The organism is Paenibacillus sp. LHD-38 (assembly GCF_031157315.1).
Taxonomy (GTDB): Bacteria; Bacillota; Bacilli; order Paenibacillales; family Paenibacillaceae; genus Pristimantibacillus.
On sequence record NZ_JAVIFU010000008.1, the window covers coordinates 111,186 to 133,767 of the forward strand.

The following is a 22,582-nucleotide window of genomic DNA, read 5'->3' on the forward strand; positions in this document are numbered from 1 at the left end:
AATAGCGATGAAAAATACGGTTAACCCATGGTTTGCAAGAAGTGCGGCGCTGCTCTTGATCTTAGGCTTGCTGCTCGCCGGCTGCTCCCAAACGCCAGCATCGACTGAACCTGAGGATGTGACGGACGTACAGACACCCGAAGCAAAAAAAGATATTTCCGTAACCGTCTACGACAGGGGGGCCGTTCCGGCTGCAGAAGGAACTATAGAGGACAACCGCTGGACCAAATGGTTGAACGATAATGGTCCGGCGAATGTAAAGTTTGTTGCGGTTCCGCGATTTGAATCTCAGCAGAAGCTGAATGTATTATTTGCTTCCTCGAGCGCTCCCGATTTGATATTCGAGTATGCGCCTCATATTAAGAATCCGTTGATCGATCAAAAACTGCTTATGCCGCTCGATGATATCATCGAAAAATACAGCACGACGTACAAGCAAATGCTGCAGCAATATCCGGCGCTGAAGAAGGTCGGTACGAAGGCGGACGGTAAAATTTACGAGTTCGCACGGCTGGCCGAGGTCTATCCGATCCATGCCCTGCTGATCCGTGAGGACTGGCTGGAAAAGCTGAATTTACAAATTCCCCAAACGACGGAGGAACTATATCAGGTAGCCAAAGCATTTGCCGAGAACGACCCTGACGGCAACGGAGAGAAGGATACCCACGGTATCGCGGTCAGCTTCCAATCAGGTCAAGTGATCGACCAAATCTTTCAAGCGACCCGCTGGGTGGTGAAGGACGGGACCGTGACCCGCAACTGGGATAACTTCACGGCTGTGACGGACTTTAAGAAGCGGTTGTTTGATGAAGGCATCATCGATAAAGATTTCTTGAACGATAAGAATGGCGCGAAAGCAAAGCAGGATTTTGTCAACGGCAAGGTCGGTATTTATCCGCTTCAGATCAACTGGGTAAGCTTCAGCCAGAATGAACTGGCTTCACTGAAGAAGAACGTGCCGGACGCCGTCGTGACGCCGATTCCTTATCCGAAGAGTCCTGCCGGCCAGTTCAATCCTGCTTTCTCAAATCCGGTTCAAGCGACAGCCGTAGTCAATGCGAGCGCGAAAAACCCGGATGCGGTCATGAAATATATCGACTTCCTGGTGAAACCAGAGACAGCTAATACACTTAGAAACGGTATCGAGGGCGAGCATTGGAAGGCTGGAGCGAATGGCTGTCCGGAACCGGTAAGCATGGATAAGCGCAAGGAAGAGGTGGCATGGAACGGTGACTTCCAGATGATGAGCAGCACCATTCTCGATACGCAGTGCGGCAAGCTCGAGACAGGGTTCAATCTGAGTGACCCGGTGCAGAAGGAAGGCTTCGACATGTACAAGAAAGCGATGGAAATATACACCGATCCAAATAAACCGTATGTCGAAATCACTCACCCTGAGCATATGCCGCAGCTTCCCGAGGATGTTGAAGAAGTCTCCGCACCGATGGTGAAGCCGATTGACGATATGTTCATCAAAGGAATTTTGGGCGGCAAAGGGTATACGGCTGAACAGGCAACGAAAGATGCGAAGGATACTTGGGATAAAGGGAATGGGAAACTGATAGAGGACTGGTTCAAGGAGTGGTATGCAAAAGACAGCAACAATGCATTCTTAGCGAAGGATATTTATGAGGTCATGGAGCAGCAGCAGTCTCAAAAGTAAGTTGGATGAAGGGACGTAGTGTGCAACAGCTATGTCTCTTTCCAATTCATTAGGGGCTAAAAGCGCATCCAAACATGTGGGAGGTCAACATCATGAAGCTACGCAAAATTATCACCTTAATCTGCTTGTGGTCGCTCTTTGCTACCCTTGTAATCCCGGGACTTACCGCTAATGCCGAAGAGAACGGGTTTGTCGATGAGATGAACAACTTTACGAACGTGTTCCAACGCTCGAATATACGGATTGAGACAGCTGATCAGTCCTATTTTGGAAACGATGCCAGCCGTATGGTCCGAAACACAACGGCCACCGGATTTATGCTTTACAAAACCTCGATGCCGATCAACACCTTTACTGCCTACAGCTATTCATTTATAGGCGGGGGTATGCCGATGGTCGGGCATCGCTTCTATGCTTCTGCCGACGGCTCGACCTTTACTGAAGTGAATCCGTCGGTGTTTAGCTCCGGTGCGCCGGTGTCTAACTGGCAGCTTGTCATTTATGAGGCTGCTGAAATGCCGTCCGATACGCGATATTTGAAAATCGAGTTCACCGGAGCTGATAAGGCTTGGACGCCTCAGTTATCCAAGCTGGTCATTAACCAAAATGTTAGTTCGGTGATGGCGGATCCGCCGAACGGTCTGATCGGCGATCAGCCGCTTACAGTTGCTTTGAGCTCGGGAACGCCGGGAGCTTCCGTGTTCTATAAACTGAATGACGATACCGATTATAAACCGTATACGGGCCCGTTGTCACTTTCCGGGTTTACTGCACTGGATACGTATGCTTCCAAGGAAGGATACGTAACAAGTCCGGTCAAAACCTATAAGTACTATGCCAAAGCGGATATGCTGATTGACCGGTATGGCCAGGTCAAAACAGCTGATTTTCCTACAAAAGTGATAAACGATGCGGAATTACAGGCAGACGTTGCGAAGGATCAGGAATATTACGGCAGTCTTGGGGTTCCATCCGATTTCGATGAGCTTGGCGGTTTAAAGGGCAGCAAGGAAGAGCTCCAGTTGGAAGCCACAGGATTTTTCAACATCCAGGAGGCAAGCGGCAAGCCGATTCTGGTTTCACCGAGCGGATCGGCTTATTTCAGCTTAGGTATGAACGGGATTACGAACAATGAAACTTTCACCTTGCTCAAGGGTCAGGAGACGAAGTTCGAATGGGTGCCGCCCTATGACAGCGAATATCATGATGCCTTCCAAGGCTCACAGGACGTATTTTCTTTCTACATGGCTAATAAATACAAAAAAAAAGGGTCGATTCCGACGAATACGGAGTTTTTTGCGGAGGCGGTCGACCGGCTCAAAAAATGGGGCTTTAACAGCGCCGGCGCGTGGGGCTCGGGAACTTTGTCAGCGCAGAACGGTTTGCCATATACCCTTGTGCTTCCCCTCAACGGCATGAGTAAGCCTAGCGAAATCAAAATATTCGACATTTTTGCTGACGATGCGGAAGCCAAGATTGATGATGCGTTTTTTAAAACGCTGCCTGCTCTTAAGGACGATCCTTTGCTGATCGGATACTTTGTCGATAATGAATACCATTATGAAAAGTTTTTTACGGCGGTTCCCAAGTTGAAGGCAAGCAATACGGGGATTAAGAAGCGTTTGGTTCAGATGCTTCAGGAAAAGTACGTTGATATTGCGGCCTTTAATGCGAATTGGAGCACGAATTATGCAAGCTTTACGGATTTAAACGAAGCGGCTTTGTATATCGATACGGCGGAGGCTGACAAAGATATCGAGAGCTTTTTCCGGTTGTATTTGAACACGTATTACAGTACGGTGAAGCGCCTCTTTGATAAATACGATTCGAATCACCTGCTGCTTGGCGATAGATGGCTCACGCTGCCGATGCAGAATACGAAGGTTCGGGGGATTTTGGCTGAGGAAGCCGGTAAATATATGGACGTTATCAGCATTAACCACTATGCGCATAATCTTGATGTGACGATGTTGAATGAGATCTATACGAAGTCAGGCGGCAAGCCGATTATGCTAAGCGAATGGAGTTACGGCACAGCGGAGCAGGGGCTAAACCCGATTGTGACGGGAGCCGCTGTGAATGAACAAGAACGTGCTTGGCGTTATCGCAATTATGTCGAAGGAGCGGCTTCTCTCGGATATGTCGTCGGTACGCATTGGTTTGATTATTTAGACCAGGCTGCTACCGGACGTTGGTTTGAAGGCTTGACCGGAGAACGCTACAACACCGGATTGATTAATGTGGCAGACCGGCCCTATAAGACCTTTCTTGACGGCGTGATGCAGACGCATCATGACATCTATGATGTCATGCTCGGTAAGAAAGAACCGTTTAACCATGATTTCGGCGAAGAGACGCCTACGGGGAAAAATCAAATCATCAACATCCCTTATACGTCTGTACCGATTCCGCTCGACGGGGAAATGAACGGCTTTCCAGCAGGTTCCGAAGGAAAGGCGACGTTAACGGTCGAGAATCGGGTCGGAGGCAGCGGGGGAGATAGCATTACCGCAGATTATGCCTTCGCGTGGGATGAACAGCATTTGTATGTGACGGCGCATATCAACGAACCGACACCGATGATGAACAACAACCCGAACAGCAACGTTTGGAAGGGTGACGGCGTGGAAATGTTCTTTGGCCCTAGCGAGCTTGAGCTGGCCGGCCCTCTCCTATACGATGACCGACAGATCATCATTAGCGCGGGCGCAGGGATTGAAGATCAGGAAAACTTTTGGTTATGGTTTAACACAGGACGTCAGAGCTCAATACAGATGATTAAGGAAGCAGCAGCAGACGGTCAAGGCTATGTTCTTGAAGCCGCAATCCCTTGGGAATCGGTGCTGATGCAGCCGGAGAGCGGCAGGGAATTTTTATTTGACTTCGGCTTTAATGAAAGTGAAGACGGAATCAACAGGAAGCGGCAATATGAATGGAACGGCACAAACCGGAACAACCTCGATCGCGGACTTTGGGGCAATGCTAAGCTGATAGAAGCCGTTGCCGTTGATCACACCGATCCTGTTGTTACCGTAACGGGAGTCGAACATGGCGGTGAATATACGGATCAAGCGATACCGGAAGTGTCTGTAGTTGACCCGGAAAGCGGTGTGAAGCATATCTCTATCAAGCTTAACGGTGCGGATTGGGCAAGCGGTACCGCTATAACGCAACCAGGGGCATATGTACTGACGGTAGAAGCGGAGGATAACGCATCCAATCAAACTTTGCAGGAGACACCCTTTAAGATTTACGCCTCCACGAAGCTTGCCTCCGCGCAAGCAAACGGTGTGTATAGTGATCAGGCCAAGCTGGAAGCGATATTGACTGACAAGAATGGTATCCCGATCTCAGGGGAATCCGTATCCTTCCTGGTGAACGGCCAATCAGCGGGAACGGCTGTAACCAATGAACAGGGAACGGCGGAGCTTACGTATTCTGTTCAACAGGGCACAGGAACGTACACAGTGGATGCCAAGTATGCCCAAAGCGAGAGCCGTTATCTTCGCGGCTCCGCTTCATCGTCGTCGCTTATGGTGTCGCGTGAAGCTACTTCGATCAGTTATCAGGGCAGCCTGCTCGGAACGACATGTGAACCTATCTCTCTTGCGGCGCAAGTATCGGAGCCTTCTGACGGCAGCCAAGGGACTCTCAGCGGACTCCCGGTTACATTCGCGGTATATGCGGTCGAGCCGGACGGATCAAAAACACCGGTTGTACTTCCGCCGAATGAAGCCGAGGCTCTAACCGACGCTGCGGGACTTGCTTCCTCCATGACAATGCTGCCTGCCGGATTATATGAAGTGAGTGCAGTGCTTATCGACAATCCGTACTTTATATCTGCCAGCTCGTCATCTAACATTGTCATGACAGGTCCAGCTCCTCAGCGGCTTATAGTGAAAGGGTACGTGGAACTGCCATCCGGGTTTGGGCCTGGCGCCATCTGGAAAGTGAAGCTGTATTGGGATGTGGAATTCAAAAACGGACTTCTAAAATATTGGACCTTGAAAGCAAATTCCACAAGCCAAAAGATCGACGTTAAATCGGACTGGATCGTTACGGAAAGCGGAAACGCCTATATTCAAGGTCTGCTGAAAATAAACGGAGAATTGTACACCATCCGTTTGATGGCGCAGGAAACGGAAGCAAACAATGGCCGCGTTAGCATTCAATTATGGAAAGGTCAAGCGGACGGCCCCACACCAGACTTTGAGCTTCTCAATGCTGGCTTCAAAGGCACAATCAACATCGAGTAACAGACAACCGCCCTGTCCCGCAGCTGCTGCGGGGCGGGGCATTTTATAAAGAAAGTAGAGGAGGGAGGGAATCCATAATGAATGAAACCTTGCACCGAAACTTGCTGTTGAAGCGTATCGAACGGTGGGAGCCCGACTATAACCCCACGGCTCGGCTTCTTCGTGTGCTATTTAGCAGTCCGGGCTACCATACCACCTTAAAAAACAAGGATTATGTCCATTCCACTTATCCGAGCCTTGTGTATGCCGTTGCACTGCTGGACAGCGGTATCGCCGCTTACGAAGCGAGAGCCTTTGATATCCTTCGAACGGTAATTTCACTTCAAGAAACAGATCCTGAGAAGGATACATACGGTATCTGGCCTTGGTTTTGGGAGGAGCCTTTGTCGCAAATGTCTCCGCCGGACTGGAATTGGGCGGATTTTTGCGGAAGATAATGGGAGCTTTCGTCACGGCCATTGCAGGCGAGCATTATCATCGGGCTGATTACTATGAATATGGTCTACAGCGGCTGGAACGGTTTCGTGATTTTACGAACCGCCTGCAAACCTTTCAGGAATATAACAGCCCGGCTTACGCGCTCATCACGATCCTTGAGCTATCCAAGCTGCGGACGGAGTCCGTCAGCCAGCAGGTCAAGGCGATCAGTGACGAGATGCTCGGCCTTTGCTGGAAAATGGTTGCCGAGCACTATCATCCCGGGCTGCAGCAATGGTGCGGGCCCTATAGCCGAAGTTACAGCACCTTGCTGAAGCCTGAAACGGCCTCATTCCTACAGCTGGTAACGGAAGGTATGGCTTTCTTCCTGCCTTGGGAACAGCTCTCGTATTCCCCGGAGTGGTTCGGCAGCGGCATTCGATGCCCGGAAGCATACCTGCCGTATTTTCGGGAAACGCAAACTCACACGGTGCGGGAAATCTTTTATCGCGATGATAAGAAAGGCTTCGAAAAAACAGCTCATGCTTATATGATGCCGCAGTATGCCCTAGGTTCCTTCACCAGGGAGATCATGTGGAACCAGTGCCGAAGCCTGATCGCCTACCTCGATAACGGGGGAAGAGCGGCCTATATTCACTTGCGCGTCCTAAAAAACGGTTATGATTACAGCTCTGCGCTTTTAACAAGTGCGCAGCACGAGGGAGATGTGATCGGCGGACTGCAGTTTTTTACAAACGGGGGCGATACGCATTACTGGATAAGAAGGGCGGCATTATCAAAGCGGAAGATCTGCGCATACGCTTTGAGGTTGGCGGACATCTGGATGATATGGAATGCAAGCTGGTTCAGCCGGATCAAATAGAACTAACAGCCGGCAATGTACGAGCCTCGTTACGATTGCTGTACGGGATGTTTCAGGATTCGAATGAGCTTGAACCGACACCGCTGCAATGGACTGCAGCATTGATAAATGAGCTGTGGTGCGTAGATGTTGTTATTCATTCCGGTGAGAAACGTACGTTTGATTTTAACCTAATCCGCACGGCTACTTTCCTTTTCGCGGTTTCAATAGGCCGCTCAGCCGCTGCTCCTCTTGAGATTACCGTTACAGAGGACCGGGCAACGGTCGTCAAATCTTTTACCGTATAGCTATAGGAGGCTTCCGCTACAATAACGAAATAAACATGCTGCTGTTATTATTTATCGGTTCAATTACTCGGTTGCTTTAGAAAATTTAGATACATTATTATAGTTAACTCTTATTGTTACTATGTTTTCAATCAAGGTCTACAAAAATCGGTATTTATTCCGATAGACATGCATTTAAGAGATTAACTATAATGAAAATTAGCTTGTCGGGTAAAATTTGGATCATTATGCAAAGAAATGTGAAGATTTTATGTAGGAGGTAAAAGGATTGCACAAAATTAAAATAATAACGATAATATTTGCTTTAGTATTATTGTTATCCGGTTGCACGCAAGGCAATTCGAGACAGCAGGCGATTGATAAGTTGTTACAAAACCAGAGACATAATGTATCCGTCATTGTATTTACCGATAAATCACTTGAAGATTCTTTCGTAAATTTGTTGAGCTAGAACATAAACGAGATTAATAACCGATTAATGACGAATACAACTGCGATTACAAATGATGCGATGTTTACCCGTCGGTCCCCCCAACCGTTGAATATTCGCTCACTCCATTAGGCAGGACCTTGCACGAATGGACAGAGTCCCACTATGATTCCGTGCTGCAGGCGAGAGAGCACTACGATCAAGAATAAACGCGAGCGGCACGTTTCATTACGAATGATTCCATTGAAAAGTTATATATATATATATAAACCCATCGTACTCTCGTATAACTCCTGAAGGACGGAAAGGAGAGACGTCTATGAAAGCGGATGCCGTGTTTGAAGGCGGGGGCGTAAGGGGGATTGCTTTTATTGGCGCTATTCAAGTAATGGAGGCGAATGGCTATAAGTGGGAGCGCTTAGCTGGAACATCCGCCGGCTCTGTCGTGGCTGCACTTCTAGCCTGCGGGTATAGCGCCAGGGAATTAATAGAAATCATGAATACGCTCGATTACTCCCGATTGCTCGGAAAAACATGGCTTCATTATTTACCCTTTGTCGGTAAAGCGGCTCCGCTTCTGTTCCGGTCAGGAATCTACTTAAATACACCACTTGAAGACAAGTTAACCTATTTGCTGAACCAAAAAGGGGTGTCTACCTTCGCGGATTTGCCCGAGGGAAAGCTGAAAATTATTGCTTCCGATATTAGCAGCGGAAAGATGTTGGTCCTGCCGGACGACCTGTCACGTTATGATATTTCTCCTTCCCAGTTCCCGATTGCCACCGCAGTTAGGATGAGCACAACGATTCCCTACTTCTTTCAACCGTACCGATTGAAAACGAAGGTAAGAAGAAAAGCGTTTTATATTCTGGACGGCGGGCTTCTAAGCAATTATCCAATCTGGCTCTTTGATGTGGAGGGGATTCCGCGTTGGCCTACGTTTGGATTCCGGTTATTAGGAGAACATACGGAAATCCCAATTCATGATATACGTGGTCCCTTCTCGATGTTTCGTGCCATGTTCCAGACCATGCTTAAAGCTCATGATCAACGGCATGTGGACAAACACGCCAAAAGACGGACTGTTTTTATTCCGACAGGCCGAGTGACTGCCACTCAGTTCGATCTGAGCGCAGAAGATCGGGACTCGCTCTTTCAATCCGGGCAAGATGCAGCTCTCAAATTTCTATCTGGTTGGGACAGTGAGCAGTATATTAAAGAATATCGAATCTCTTACGAACACAAGTAGGCGGTAGTCCGTTTCAACCCTGTTCTCATACTCATACCTTAATTGGAACAGGGGAGGAATGAACGAATGACAAAAAACGGATCGCTATGTAATAAGTTCTCGACTATTATTGGGGGCGAGGCCGGCTTCGCTGGCGGAAAATGCGTATCGACCATAAACCGAGATCAGATAAGAGCAACCATCTTGGGAAAAAAATTCAGCGTAACGTCTTCTTTTTCATTCGAATCTTTAAATAGTAAAACGGGCAAAGCACTATGTTTAGGCAGAGCAGCTTTCTTACAAAAAGAAGTTAATACATTTATTTCGGCTATTCGTAAGCAAGGAATTAAAGTTACATCTGTACGCAACGAATGGCTGTTCGAGCATCCCCGTTTAATTTATATCAACATCGAAGCCGTTGAACATCCGCTTGTTTTCGCAACAAAAGTCAGGAAAGCGCTTGATGCTATTTAATTAAAGTGGAATTTCGTTTTTTAGGGAGCCGTGTGTTTACACTCGGTTCTTTTTTTATTTTCAAAAGGGAAGGTTGATCCTTATCGAAATGAAATAGACCATTAACTAATCCCATAAGATGGGTGTATTAGACTTTTGATGGAAAATAGGCTATCATACTATCGACCAAATAAATAGAGTTATAGATTTACTCTAATAGGGAGAGGGATACGGTGAAGCTGCGGGGAAGAACGGTTACGCTTATTGGGATTTTGATGCTTTTTATAATAGGGACGTCTATGCAGGCATTTGCTTATGATGCGCAATTGAAGCAGTACCTTGATGTGCCGGAGAAGGATTGGGCAGCGGAATCGATCTATCGGTTAGTTGCAATGGGAGTCGTTACGGGATACGAGGATGGTACCTTCCGTCCGAATGCGGCATTGACGAGAGAGGCGTTTGTTAAGCTATTGGTAGAATCCGTGAAGCCGATAGCAGTGAAAGAGAAGACAGCCGCGATTTCTGACGTAGCGAAGGAGCGCTGGTCCTACGGCATGATTAAACAGGCCTATGACGCTGGATGGTTGGATCTATTCATTCAGAATGGCAAATTTAATCCGGGCCAAAGCATAAAGCGGGAGGAAGTAGCGGCATTAACCGCTTTTGCGTTGCTGCAGGACAAATCCGCCGAGGAGAAACAGCAGTGGTTGGATTCGGGATGGGTTGAGGCAGGCGAGCAAGCGGCTTATGGGGATAGGGATCAAATCGATCCCAAGCTGGCTCCTTATGTGATGAGATCTTACTCGGATTCCATCATGCGAGGGGACAACAAAGGCCTGTTCCTCCCGAAAAAACCGCTAACACGCCGCGAAGCCGCAGTTATGGTTGATCGCTTGATCGGCTTCCGCAGCGAGGGCCGTCAGCTTGAAATTTCCGCTTTCTATGCGGAATCAGGGCTATACAAGAAACAAGAGCGCTTTGCCGATGCTGACGAGCTGATCTTCGATTGGGCAAAGCTGAACTACCAAGGAAATGGCATGGCATCCGTCGCCTTTGCGCCGCCGAGCGACTGGACGCAGACGCTTACTGCGGCCGAGGCAAGCGGATCGACGAAAACACTGATGGTTTTCGGGAATACGACGCTTCAAAAGCTTGGGGAATTCGTTGTCGATGCGGAAGCCCGCAAAGCTTTTGTTTCATCTCTTAGCCAGATTCTAGTAAATCCAGCTTACGGATTTGACCGTGTTGCCATCGATTTCGAGGGTCTCGTTCCGGCTTCCGCTAAGGAACCTTTCACAAGCCTGATCCGTGAGATTAAAGCAGAATTAAGCAGCGATACCACGCTGACGGTTGTTGTCCCGCCTTCGTATTACTATGCCGGTTATGATTACAAACAAATCGGGGAGATGGCTGACGAGGTCGTGCTGATGGCTTATGAATTCACGCATGCGGAAAGCGGGCTGCCTTCTGCGCCGCTTACGCTGGTAGGAGATTCCGTTCGGAATGCGCTGTCACATATTCCCGCTGATAAGCTTCTGCTCGGCATATCGAAGCAGGCGAACCAATGGACGACCAAGGCTGACGGTACCGTGGAATTTTTCCGGTCTCCTTCCATTGCCGCGGTTGAAACCCGGATTGCGAACCCGGATACGACATCAGTTTTGCAGCTGCCGTACTTTTTGAACCGGGTAACCTTCACGGATACAAGGGGCTCGCATTTGCTATGGTACGAAAACACGCAAAGCATCCAAGCGAAGCTGCGTTTAGCGAAAGAGATGGGGCTTCGAGGCGTTGCCTTATGGCAGATCAATCAGCTTACGGATGAGGATTGGCAAATGATCTCCTCCTTTAATAAATAGAACTCTACGAAAAATAGGACAAGGCAGTGTATGACAGCTGCTTTGTCCTATTTTTATTTATATATAAGAATTTATAAGTTTTCACTTATAAATGTGCTTATATATCACCGCGAAACGTCAGCTTTTGCCACAGAGGACGGTGACAGCCGTTTACGCTTGTCGAAGGATCTTAGATTTATACCCCTATATCTTAGTTTCTTCCATCGTCAACAAATAGCTGCGCTCTTATAATCATAGTAGCGCGCGGAATTCGGCTTGTTATGAATAAGCTGAGCGATATTCTGAAGGCGTGAGGCTGGTCTCCTTGCGAAAAAACTTCGTAAAGTGACTCGTTTCTTTAAATCCGGTTTGATCCGCTATTTCCTTGATGCTGAGGGAAGTGGACGTTAAAAGCTGCTTGGCGCGGTCGGTGCGTTTGCGGCTGACGTATTTAAGCGGCGGTATGCCGAAATGCTTTTTGAAATAGGCGCTAAAATAGTTCGGATGCAGATGGAGGGACTCAGCCATTTGATTGATGCTGATGCCCGTATGAAGACGGCTGTCTACATATTGCTGGATAATGTTTAAGCGGTTCATTTCCTCAGAGCGGTGCTGGAGCACCTGAATGGGGACGGATTCCAGGAAACGGCTTACGATTTCCAGAAGCAGCGCCTTCTCGCGAAGCCGGGCTACAATCGTGTGCTGCTCATGCCAGCCGATCAGCTCCTCAAACAAGATGGTCATGTGAGCGGAATCCTCAATATTAAGGCACAAAGGTACGCCAATCCATTGGAATAGGTCGAAGGGACCCGCAAGGATGCTGAAATGGCACCAATATTTTAAGTAAGGACGATCATTTAAAGCAGAAAATGATACCCGGGAGTGGGCTGGAGTCAAAAATAATTGACCTGGCTTCGGATAATAATCGTCATTGCCGATTCGAATCCAGCCCTCGCCTTCGCAAATGTAATACAGCTTATTGTATTCGGGCGTGGAATTGGTTTCACCCCAGCTCATGGATACCTGAGTCTTATGCGCAATAATTAACTGCAGCTGCAGCGATTGGAGCAAATCGGATAACGCGTGTTGTTCGCTTTTTCTAATCATCTCGTGCACCGCCATCCGGTGGTTTTAATAGGGATATTACCATAGTAATAGATTGCAGAAGCAAATAAAAGTTTGATAGATGAAAAGGAGATTTGAAAATGACTGAGAATGCAGAAAACCGGTTGTGGTACAAACAGCCTGCCTCCATTTGGGAGGAGGCTTTGCCCGTAGGTAACGGCAAGCTGGGCGGCATGGTATTCGGAGATACGAAGCGCGAGCGAATTGCGCTGAATGAAGACAGCGTCTGGTACGGCGGACCGCGTGACCGGAATAATCCGGATGCTCTTGCTCATTTGGAGCGTATTCGCAAGCTGCTGAGAGAAGGACAGCTGCGGGAAGCACATGATTTGTCGGCGATGGCGCTATCAGGCGTGCCCGAGACCCAGCGCCATTATATGCCGCTTGGCGATTTGCAGCTATCGTTCCGTTACGAAGAGAAGCATGAGGTTAAGGCATACAGCCGCGAGCTGGATCTAACCAGCGGAATCGCGGCGGTTACTTATACCAAAGGGGAAACGACTTACTCCCGTGAAACGTTTGCCAGTTTTCCGGATGAGGTGCTTGTTACACGGCTGACAGCCGATAAGCCAGGCCAAATTAGCTTTACTGCAAGGCTGCTGCGCGGAAGTAATCGATACTATGATGAATTGGTAAAAGCTGACGAGAGCATGATTCTCATGCGCGGGGAATGCGGCGGTTCGGGGGGATCGGACTTCCGTATGGCTTTGCGCGCGGTTGCCGAAGGCGGCTCCGTCTCTATTATCGGCGAGCATCTCGTAGTAGAGGGCGCGGATCGCGTGACGCTTCTATTAACTGCAGCCACATCGTTCCGGCATGCCGACCCTGAGGCCTACGTTATTCGCACGGGAAAAAATGCGGCAATTTCTGATTATGAAACCTTAAGAACGCGCCATGTCAAAGATTTCACTGCGCTATCCAAGCGGGTACAGCTTCGTATTAAAGGCGACGACCGGTTCCCAAGCCTCGCTGTTCCAACGGATGAGCGGTTAAAGCTTGTTCAGGAAGGGAAGGAAGATGCAGGACTGATGGCGTTATATTATCAGTTCGGCCGTTATCTGCTCATATCGAGCAGCCGGCCGGGCTCGCTGGCCGCAAATCTTCAGGGCATATGGAACGATAAAATGCTTCCGCCATGGGATAGCAAATATACCATTAATATTAATGCGCAAATGAATTATTGGCCGGCAGAAGCGGGCAACTTGGCGGAATGCCATGAGCCGTTGTTCGAACTGATCGAACGGATGCGCGAACCGGGGAGAGTAACCGCCAAAGCGATGTATGATTGCGGAGGTTTTGTCGCCCATCACAATACCGATATTTGGGGAGACACTGCGCCGCAGGATATTTATTTGCCGGCATCTTATTGGACGTTGGGCGCGGCGTGGCTTTGCCTACATTTGTGGGAGCATTACGAGTATGGGCTGGACCTGGCTTTTCTGGAGAGGATCTATCCGACCTTGAAAGAATCGGCGCAGTTTTTCGTGGAGTTTTTGACGGAAACAGAGGATGGCCTGCTGGTGTTAAATCCTTCCGTATCACCTGAGAATACGTATATTTTGCCAAGCGGTGAATCGGGTACGCTTTGCATTGGCGCCTCGATGGATAGCCAGATCCTATACGAGCTGTTCACGGCCTGCGCAGAGGCGGCAAAGGCGCTCGGCATTGCGCCATCGGAGCAGCAGCAATGGGAGCAATTTAGGGATCGCCTGCCGGAGCCTACGATTGGCAGGCACGGTCAAATCCAAGAGTGGATGGAGGATTACGAGGAAGCGGAGCCTGGACATCGCCATATCTCGCATCTCTTCGCGCTTCATCCCGGTAAGCGGTTCACTGTAAGAGAGACACCGGAATGGGCAGCGGCAGCCAGGGTAACGCTTGAACGCAGATTGGCGAGCGGCGGTGGCCATACGGGTTGGAGCCGAGCGTGGATTATTAATTTCTGGGCAAGGCTTGAGGATGGCGAAAAGGCGTATGAGAACATACAAGCGCTGCTGGGCCATTCGACGCTCCCGAATCTGTTCGACAACCATCCGCCTTTTCAAATTGACGGCAACTTCGGAGGTGCAGCGGGCATATCAGAGATGCTGCTTCAATGTCATGCAGGGGGAATTCATCTGCTGCCGGCTTTGCCTGCTGCATGGGCAGAAGGCGAAATATCCGGCCTTCGCGCTAGGGGCGGCTTCGAAGTGGATATCCGTTGGTCCGGCGGGAAGCTGCAAGAAGCGCGCATTCGTTCGAGCGCAGAGAACCTCTGCTCCGTATTGACCGATTATGCGCTTGTAATTACGAGTGATGGAGCAGAAGTACAGGACGTAGTCACTAAGGATGGGCTGACAGCTTGGACGGCATCTTCCGGAAGCGAGTATGTGCTTACCGTTCGCAATTAAATGATTTATTGTCGGCCATAGGGTAAATAAGAGAAAGGGGCTGTCTCAAAAGGTCTGAAGACCCGGGAGACAGCCCTTTTTTCAATATATAAGAATTTATATGTTTTCACATATAAATGTGCTTATATATCTCCGCGAAACGACTGCTTTTGCCACAGAGGACGGCGACAGCCGTTTACGCTTGTGAAAACAAATGGTTTCTTGGTGAACTGGAGTTGTTGCCGAGCGGCACACGGAGGCGTCGATTTAAGTTTGAGCATGCGGCGGTTGCTGCAGCAACGCGGTCGATTTCTATCGGGTGTAATGGGGTTCTCGGTCTAAATGTTTTTTTGGAAATATTTGGACGAACGGTCTTGTAGAAGCTAAGAGTAATAAAAGTTCGGTCAGAGTTCTACGTTGTAGTTTCTGCAATGTATGGACAAAAAACGAGTTGGATCGAGGTGTACAATGCAGTTTCTGCAATGGGAGTGCCTATTTTTGAGCGATTAGGAACGTGTGGCGTCTATTCTGCTGTAGTAAATGCATTGCAGCTAAAATAAAGAAGCGTATTCCGTAATTCTGCTGCAGAAACTGCAGTGTACCGGAGCGGCTGGCGGCTAAGAGGATGTCCTGGATTTGCGAGACTAAAGCCCTACGGATACACGATGCTTGAAACCGCATTTAGAGAAATTGAAAGCCGAACTTGGAAAGCTACCGTGAACCATCATCGCATATGCTGGATAGGGCGGAGAAGAGAACTAGGCTTACCTAGAACAGGAAGAGCTTGAAGCGTTGGTCAAATACAGCACGTATCATAAGGAAAAATCGAAGAAATGGCAAATGGACATCAGTAAGATCGACAATTGGGATTACGACGAGGAAGAAGATACGTGGACATGCGCGAATGGACAGAAACTTGTCTTTCGCTATGAAAGTAAAGATACGACGGAAAGTGGATTTGAAATCCGACATCGTCATTACCGCAGTGTGAGCTGTGAAGGGTGTCCCATCAAACCCGCTTGTACGAAGGCGCAAGGCGACCGAGAGGTTCGAGTCAGTCTGAGATACATGCGCTACAAGCAGCAGGTGAGGGAAAAGCTGCGCAGCGAGGAAGTTTATGCGCTGTCGGTGAGACGAATGATTGAACCCGAAAGTGTATTCGGGCAGATAAAGAATAACCGGGGATTCCGGCGGTTTCTGCTTCGCGGCTTGCCAAAAGTAAGCTTAGAGGTCGGGTGGCTTTCGCTTGCCCATAATCTACTTAAGCAAGCAGCCATAGACCAGAATAGAAAAATAGCGGTACAGGAATAGTCCCCTGTACCGCTATTTTTTCACGTTTTCCAACATTTCTGTTCAAAGCGAGCTATCTCTCCTGCGAGCTTACTACTTTTGGGACAGCCCCTTTTTGCTTATGGGAATCTAGAAAATGGCTGAATCAACGTCCTGCATGCTTTTCTGCAGCAGGAGCTTGGACGATTCTTCCGCCATAGGCTAGTCTGCTAAGTCAAGATTTGCTATTAATTTGGATTTATTTTACCATAATCAGGATTGAGATACTTTCATTTTTTCAATAGCTTTTAGAGTTAGAGATTTTATGAGGGGGAATGGCATCATGCACTATCAATTTAATCGAGAGTGGCTGATTCATAAGTTTGAAGAAATCAGAAGACGAATACTAAAAGCCGTGGATCAGCTTGATGACGAGCAATTGAATTGGCGCCCTGACGAAACGAGCCACAGTATATCCATGCTGATTAAGCATATTGAAGGGAATATGCTGGAGCGCATTGTTAAGGGGATTTTGCATGAAGAGATCGTGCGGGACCGCGAGAATGAGCTCAAAGAAACCTTTTTGAACCAATTGGAGCTGAAAGCCATCATTCAGAATCGATTTCAGATAGCGATTGATACAATCAAGAGCATATCCGATGAGAGATTGAATGAGAAGCAGCTGGTAAGAAGCCGCGAGCGGACTGGACATGCTGCATCAGTGCGCCGCGCATTACTCCGAGCATATGGGCCAAATCTTTTATATCGCTAAGCAATGTTTGAAAGAGAACTACCAATCGACCTCCGTGTAGGAAATTAAAAGGAACGCTGCGTGAAATGAATAGATGAAACGGAGGTTTACGAATGCAAAAAGAACAAAGCGAGATGAACAAAAAGGCGTGGTCTCACAAAGCATATGAATGGTGGGAAAAGAAAAGCGGCAGCCCGAAAGAAGCAGCCGAGGACATCAACCGGGACCCGGAAAAATACATGAGAAAGCATCTTGGTTACATGGGCGATGTGAATGGGAAGCGCATAGCCGTGCTGCTCGGGAGCAGCGGGAGAAAAGCGATACCTCTTGCACGGCTCGGCGGCATCGTTACCGTTGTCGATATTTCGCCCGAGAATGAACGTTACGCCCTTGAAGTAGCGAGAGAAGCGAATGTGGAAATCGAGTACATTGTTTCGGATCTATTTGACATCGACATGGAAAAGCTTAAACATACCTTCGATATCGTTTATTTAGAAGGCGGAATTTTGCATTATTTTGCAGACCTCACCCCTTTTGCCCGCATTGTTTATGAGCTGCTTAAGGATGGCGGGAGACTGGTGCTGAACGACTTCCATCCTATCCGAAAAGTCATTTATGTCAGTGAAGACCATACGGCGGAGCTGAGAGGCGATTATTTTGATACCCGGTTACTCGGCGGCGACGTTGCGTATAAAGGCATGTTTTCATTAGATGAACAAGAAAGCTTTCCAGACTGCCTGCTGAGGTATTGGACCCTCGGAGAAATTGTAACGGCTGTTGCTGCCTCTGGACTTGTATTGGAGCAGCTTGCCGAAGAGCCGAGAAACGATCCGAATCCCCATCTTCCGGGAAGCTTTACGATTGTCGCGAATAAATTCAGAGTGGATCGGGTTTAATCATGGAGAGACAGGCGCGCTGCATTGTTTCATACCCCATAGTTATGGGATAATTAATAAGGTAAAGATCACCAGGAATGGAGCATAACGATGAACAATTTTAGCATTAAGAAAAAAGCGGATGCAGCGCTGCTCTTTTCAGCTATCGGAATACTTGTCGCTTTTCCCTTTCACGATACGTTTGCAGGCGGACTGTTTTTTTCATTGTTTAGTGCCGCGACGATTGGCGGGCTGGCCGATTCGTTTGCGGTAAGCGCGTTGTTCGGCAACCCTCTGCGGATCAAATGGCCGGTCTGGATGGGGACGAATATTATTTCCCGCAATCGGGAGCGCTTGATCGGCGAGCTCGTTAAGATGGTTCAGAACGATTTGTTGACGATTCCGAATATTAGGGAACGGCTGGATGAATACAACATCGCCGATGTTCTTGTAACTTATTTGAAGAAGCATGGCGGCGAAGAGGGTATTAACGATATTTTGCAGCAGGTAGCGAACGATGTCATTACGACCATCGATTTGCAGGAGCTGGCCAAAACCGTACAGACCTTCTTGCTTGAGCATGCGGATGCGATTCCCGTATCGAATATTGCTGCGGATGCGGGAGACTGGACGATCAAGAACGGCTATGATGACCGTATCATCGAATTTATGATCCCGGAGCTGATTAAAATCGTGAAGTCGGCCGCATTTGGCTCGGTTGTCGATCAAATCGTAAATTCAGCCATCCGGTCCTATGAGGGTGATAAATTCAGACGGAAATTGATTGATTTTTCGGCGGGGTTAGAAGCGGCCAATCTAAGCGGAAGATTGCAGGATTGGCTGGTGTCTTTCTTGGAGAAATTCCACTCCGAGGATCATCCGCAGCGCAAGCAGCTTAAAGCATTTATTGCGGGATTTGTTGCGAGACTGCGCACGGACGAACAGCTGCGCGACCGGATCGAAGCGGGCAAAGAAACGCTGCTGGCAGCCGTTAAGGATGACCTCAAGTTAGACGTATACATCCAGCGCGGCCTCGAATCGCTTCGGCAAGCTGCGGCGGAGAATGCGGAAGGGCAGCTCGCCCGCTATCCATGGATAAAAGAAAAGCTGCGTGAAGGCATTGCTTACATGGAGGGAAATGGCGAGCTGCTCTCACGGATTGATCAGTACGTGAAGACCACGCTGCTGAAATGGATGGAGCAGAAGCATTCGTATATCGGTAAAATCGTTACCGACAAACTAAACAGCTTCTCCGAGGAAGAGCTCACCCAGCTCGTGAAAGAAAAGGCGGGACGGGATCTGCAGTACATCCGGATAAACGGAATCGGAGTCGGAGCGTTGATTGGCGTCATTTTGCATCTAGCAACCTTTTGGATAGGAGGGCAAGCTTAAATGGCAATGAGAAAAAAAGCGAACCGCAGCTTGATATTGTTGGCGATTTTGTTCGTTATTGCCGCCTGCTGCTTATATGTCTTCCCTGATCGGTGGTGGTCTCGGATGCTGCTCTACACGACCGAAGCAGGGCTCGTGGGCGCATTAGCCGATTTGTTTGCGGTAACGGTGCTGTTTCGTCATCCGTTTGGCTGGAAATGGATTCCTCATACGGCGATCATACCAAAGAACCGCGATAAGCTGATCGAAGGCGTCGCGAATATGGTTGAGCAGCAATTGCTCAGCAAGGATCTGCTGAAGGACAAGGTGAAGCAAATTTCGCTTGTCGAGATCGGGATTGCTTGGATTGACCGGCGTCCAAGCGGCATACTGGCGGAGCAAGGCTGGAGGCTGGCAGCGGGGCTGCTTGCTAAGCTGGACATTAAGGGGCTCTCTGTTCAATTGGATGAGAAGGCGCGCAAAGGCTTAGGGAAAATCAATCTGTCGCCTTATGCGGGCAAAGCGCTGAAATGGGTAATGGATAACGGGAATTTCCAAAGCTGGCTCAGCCAGATCGTAGAGCTTGCAGCGGAACGCGCGGCAGATGAAAGGACGAAGCTCGTCATTCGCGAGCTGCTCGGGAAGGAAAAGGAGAAGTTCGTCAATCAAGGCAGCGTATTCTCCAAATGGCTCAAAAAAATGGCAGTGGAAATTGCGGAATCGACCAATGCGCTCAATCTCGATGATGCGACAAATGTGTTATTTGAGGATTTGCAGCTTTTGATTCAAGATTTGCGCAATCCTCAGCATGAACTTCGTGTATTGCTGGAGAACATGGTCTATCAGCTTGCCGACAATATGCAAAGCCGCGAAGATGTCTCCGCTGCGGTTAACGAGTGGAGGGATGAGCTGCTCGAGAAGATCTCATTGCTGCCGACGATCGAAGCCTTAATGGGCAATTTGCAGAAGCTTCTGATAAGTGAACCCGGGATGCAGCTTGCGGTAAAAGAGAAGCATACGGTAAACCAATCGGATATAAAGCATCTGATCAATCAGTTCATTGCGTCGTATTGGGAATGGTTTAAAGCAAACGAGGAAACGAAGGGCTGGCTCGAGCAATACGCACAGAGTTTTGTGGGCAAAATGATTGAGACGGAGCATGCGATTATCGGGATTATCGTGCGAAAGACATTGGACAGCTTTACCGAGCAGAAGCTGGTGTATTTTATCGAGAGCAAGGTCGAAACCGATCTGCAGCGTATCCGGTTAAATGGTGCTTACATCGGCTCTGCGCTGGGCGCGGCTTTTTATCTTCTGCTGTACGGGATATATGAGCCGTTATTGAAGCTCTTATAGAAGGAGGCCTTCACTCATGGGATTTTTATGAGTGAGGCTTTTTTTATATATAAGCATTTATATGTTTTCACATATAAATGTGCTTATATATCTCCGCGAAACGACTGTTTTGCCACAGAGGACGGCGACAGCCGTTTACGCTTGTTTAAAACAACCCCATAAAGTTTGCTTTTACCCCCGTGCAATCCAAAATCCAGTCAGGTAGTATGGAGGTAAGCAACGATAGGTTTGCGATACTGATGAAAATGCAAGAGGGGTAAGGTGAGGGAATGCTGCGAGTTCTAATCGTGGACGATGAATTCGAGATCCGGGAAGGTTTGCGCAACCGCTTTCCTTGGGAATCTTTCGGCATTGACGAGGTGCTGGTAGCCGATGACGGAGATACAGCCTTAATGCTCGCGCTTGATATGCGGCCGGATCTTATCGTGACTGATATTAAAATGAACCGGATGTCGGGACTTGAATTTCTTCGAGCCTTGAATCCGGTTCAGGACTATAAACCTGAATCCATTGTTGTCAGCGGGTATGACGATTTCGAGCTGGTCAAGCAGGCGATGCAAATCGGCGTGCTGGATTATATTCTGAAGCCAATCAACCTCGAGGAGCTGGACCAAATTGTTCGTAAAATGATCGATCGTATTCTCAAAAAAAGAATGGATCAGCATAATGAACAACAGCTAATCAATCAAGTGAAGTTTGCGATACCGAAAATGCGCGAGGAGCTGCTCAGGGAGATGATCGAGCAGGAATACGATCCTTACCGCGAAGCAAGGAGACGCCACCGGCTGCAGACGCTCAATTTGGAATGGATGGTTAATCAGCAAATGACGCTAATGGTCGTTGAAGCGGATGATTTGAAGGCGATTGAGAACCGCCATGCCAAGGAAAAGGATTTGATCCTGTTCGGTATCGGCAATGTGGTGAATCAGACGCTGGAGGAGGAGTATCCTTATCCCTTCGCGCTTTGCATGGAAAGCGGCAGCCGTTGGGTCGCTATTATGAGCTGCTCACGCTCCGAGCATGCAGAGCTGAGCCGTGGGATGGCACAGCTTTGCATCCAAAGAATCAATGATTTCGTTAAGGTCAAGGCAAGCGCGGGCATGCGAACGATTCCATGTACGTTTGAGCATCTGCATGAGATGTTTACGGAAGCCGTTAACGTGTTGGAGCAGAAGGCCGTATACGGCGGAAATCGATTATTTACGGAGCAGGGACTTTATTATGAAGGTGATGGCGGAGACTTGTCTCTTGGAGAGCCGGAAGAAGTGCTTGATCTCGTCAAATACGGGTCGGATGAAGAAATAACAGCGGCCATGGACCGGTTCGTCGAGATGGTCCAAGCCTGGCGGCTTAATCAATTACGCGATATACAGCAAAAAATATTCGAATGGCTGTTTGAGGTGTTCCGCAGGGCAGCCGCGGCGGGCATACCGAACAAAACCTGGGGCAGCAATCCGATCGCAGTGTGGGAGCAGCTTGAACAGTATGACACGCTGCAGTCGCTGCGCGAGCAGACGGAAATTTTCCTTCATGCGATTGCAGCCGATTTTCGCAAGTTGTCCTCTTCACCCAGTCAGATCGTATCCGAAGCGGAGAAAATATTGCATCGCGATTATGCAGAGAGCTTGACGCTCCAGAGTGTGGCGATGTCCGTTCATGTTACGCCTGTATGGCTGAGCAAGCTGTTCAAGAAAGAGAAGCGAAAAACCTTTTTGGAATATTTGACGGAAATACGAATTGAGAAAGCAAAGGAAATGCTGGGCGATATCCAGCACAAAGTTTACCAAATCTCGTACCAGGTGGGCTATAAAGATCCCGTGCATTTCTCTAAGCTGTTCAAAAAGCAAGTGGGCTGCACGCCAAAGGAATATCGGAGACAAAGAGGCATTGCGGAGGAATAACCCGTAGCTGTAACCTATAAACGAATTCATCGCATGAGAGGCAGACTCCAAGGTAGGTATTGCAAAACCTTAGGAGGCTGCCTCTTTCAGTCAAACGATGATCTGTAGGG

At 48.6% G+C, this 22,582-nt stretch carries 14 protein-coding genes and 3 pseudogenes; 16 read left to right on the plus strand and 1 reads right to left on the minus strand.

Features of this window, described 5'->3' with window-relative positions:
- The first annotated feature begins 7 nt into the window (after nucleotides 1–7).
- From RCO25_RS09195 to RCO25_RS09235, 9 genes and pseudogenes are all read left to right on the plus strand, one after another.
- Nucleotides 8–1,663, plus strand: coding sequence for an extracellular solute-binding protein (locus tag RCO25_RS09195; protein ID WP_308995849.1), 1,656 nt, complete (start codon nucleotides 8–10; stop codon nucleotides 1,661–1,663).
- 92 nt (nucleotides 1,664–1,755) lie between these two features.
- Entirely contained in the window at nucleotides 1,756–5,919 is a 4,164-nt protein-coding gene (locus RCO25_RS09200; RefSeq protein WP_308995850.1) for a sugar-binding protein, read from the plus strand.
- Between the two features lie 77 nt (nucleotides 5,920–5,996).
- Entirely contained in the window at nucleotides 5,997–6,356 is a 360-nt protein-coding gene (locus RCO25_RS09205) for a hypothetical protein (RefSeq protein ID WP_308995851.1), read from the plus strand.
- A complete protein-coding gene (locus RCO25_RS09210; RefSeq protein WP_308995852.1) occupies nucleotides 6,344–7,219 on the plus strand; it encodes a hypothetical protein in 876 nt (291 codons plus the stop codon). Before RCO25_RS09205 ends, RCO25_RS09210 begins: the two co-directional genes overlap by 13 nt.
- Nucleotides 7,186–7,506 carry a hypothetical protein gene (locus RCO25_RS09215; RefSeq protein ID WP_308995853.1) on the plus strand — a complete coding sequence of 107 codons (321 nt, stop codon included), beginning with the start codon at nucleotides 7,186–7,188 and terminating at the stop codon, nucleotides 7,504–7,506. Before RCO25_RS09210 ends, RCO25_RS09215 begins: the two co-directional genes overlap by 34 nt.
- Before the next feature lie 519 nt (nucleotides 7,507–8,025).
- Nucleotides 8,026–8,145 (plus strand): annotated as a pseudogene (locus tag RCO25_RS09220) (winged helix-turn-helix transcriptional regulator); the annotation flags it as partial.
- Between the two features lie 110 nt (nucleotides 8,146–8,255).
- Complete coding sequence (locus RCO25_RS09225; protein ID WP_308995854.1) at nucleotides 8,256–9,185, plus strand: patatin-like phospholipase family protein; 930 nt, start codon at nucleotides 8,256–8,258, stop codon at nucleotides 9,183–9,185.
- Nucleotides 9,186–9,251: 66 nt separating this feature from the next.
- Nucleotides 9,252–9,638, plus strand: coding sequence for a DUF1259 domain-containing protein (locus tag RCO25_RS09230; RefSeq protein ID WP_308995855.1), 387 nt, complete (start codon nucleotides 9,252–9,254; stop codon nucleotides 9,636–9,638).
- A gap of 212 nt (nucleotides 9,639–9,850) precedes the next feature.
- Nucleotides 9,851–11,476 (plus strand): glycosyl hydrolase family 18 protein, encoded by a 1,626-nt coding sequence (locus RCO25_RS09235; RefSeq protein ID WP_308995856.1) that lies wholly within the window; start codon nucleotides 9,851–9,853, stop codon nucleotides 11,474–11,476.
- 258 nt (nucleotides 11,477–11,734) lie between these two features.
- On the opposite strand, the gene RCO25_RS09240 is transcribed toward RCO25_RS09235, so the two are convergent.
- A complete protein-coding gene (locus tag RCO25_RS09240; RefSeq protein WP_308995857.1) occupies nucleotides 11,735–12,562 on the minus strand; it encodes a helix-turn-helix domain-containing protein in 828 nt (275 codons plus the stop codon).
- 98 nt (nucleotides 12,563–12,660) lie between these two features.
- Between RCO25_RS09240 and RCO25_RS09245 the strand changes: the two genes are divergently transcribed.
- From RCO25_RS09245 to RCO25_RS09275, 7 genes and pseudogenes are all read left to right on the plus strand, one after another.
- Nucleotides 12,661–14,970, plus strand: coding sequence for a glycoside hydrolase family 95 protein (locus RCO25_RS09245; protein WP_308995858.1), 2,310 nt, complete (start codon nucleotides 12,661–12,663; stop codon nucleotides 14,968–14,970).
- 630 nt (nucleotides 14,971–15,600) lie between these two features.
- Nucleotides 15,601–16,260, plus strand: a pseudogene (locus RCO25_RS09250) (transposase); the annotation flags it as partial.
- Nucleotides 16,261–16,561: 301 nt separating this feature from the next.
- A pseudogene (locus RCO25_RS09255) lies at nucleotides 16,562–17,030 on the plus strand (DUF1572 family protein).
- Between the two features lie 52 nt (nucleotides 17,031–17,082).
- Nucleotides 17,083–17,865, plus strand: a complete 783-nt coding sequence (locus RCO25_RS09260) for a class I SAM-dependent methyltransferase (RefSeq protein WP_308995860.1) — start codon at nucleotides 17,083–17,085, stop codon at nucleotides 17,863–17,865.
- Nucleotides 17,866–17,955: 90 nt separating this feature from the next.
- Nucleotides 17,956–19,236 (plus strand): DUF445 domain-containing protein, encoded by a 1,281-nt coding sequence (locus RCO25_RS09265; RefSeq protein ID WP_308995861.1) that lies wholly within the window; start codon nucleotides 17,956–17,958, stop codon nucleotides 19,234–19,236.
- On the plus strand, nucleotides 19,237–20,571 hold the full coding sequence (locus RCO25_RS09270) for a DUF445 domain-containing protein (RefSeq protein ID WP_308995862.1): 1,335 nt from the start codon (nucleotides 19,237–19,239) through the stop codon (nucleotides 20,569–20,571).
- 269 nt (nucleotides 20,572–20,840) lie between these two features.
- The gene (locus RCO25_RS09275) at nucleotides 20,841–22,472 is read left to right on the plus strand and encodes a response regulator transcription factor (RefSeq protein WP_308995863.1); all 1,632 of its coding nucleotides are present in this window, start codon (nucleotides 20,841–20,843) and stop codon (nucleotides 22,470–22,472) included.
- Nucleotides 22,473–22,582 lie beyond the last annotated feature (110 nt).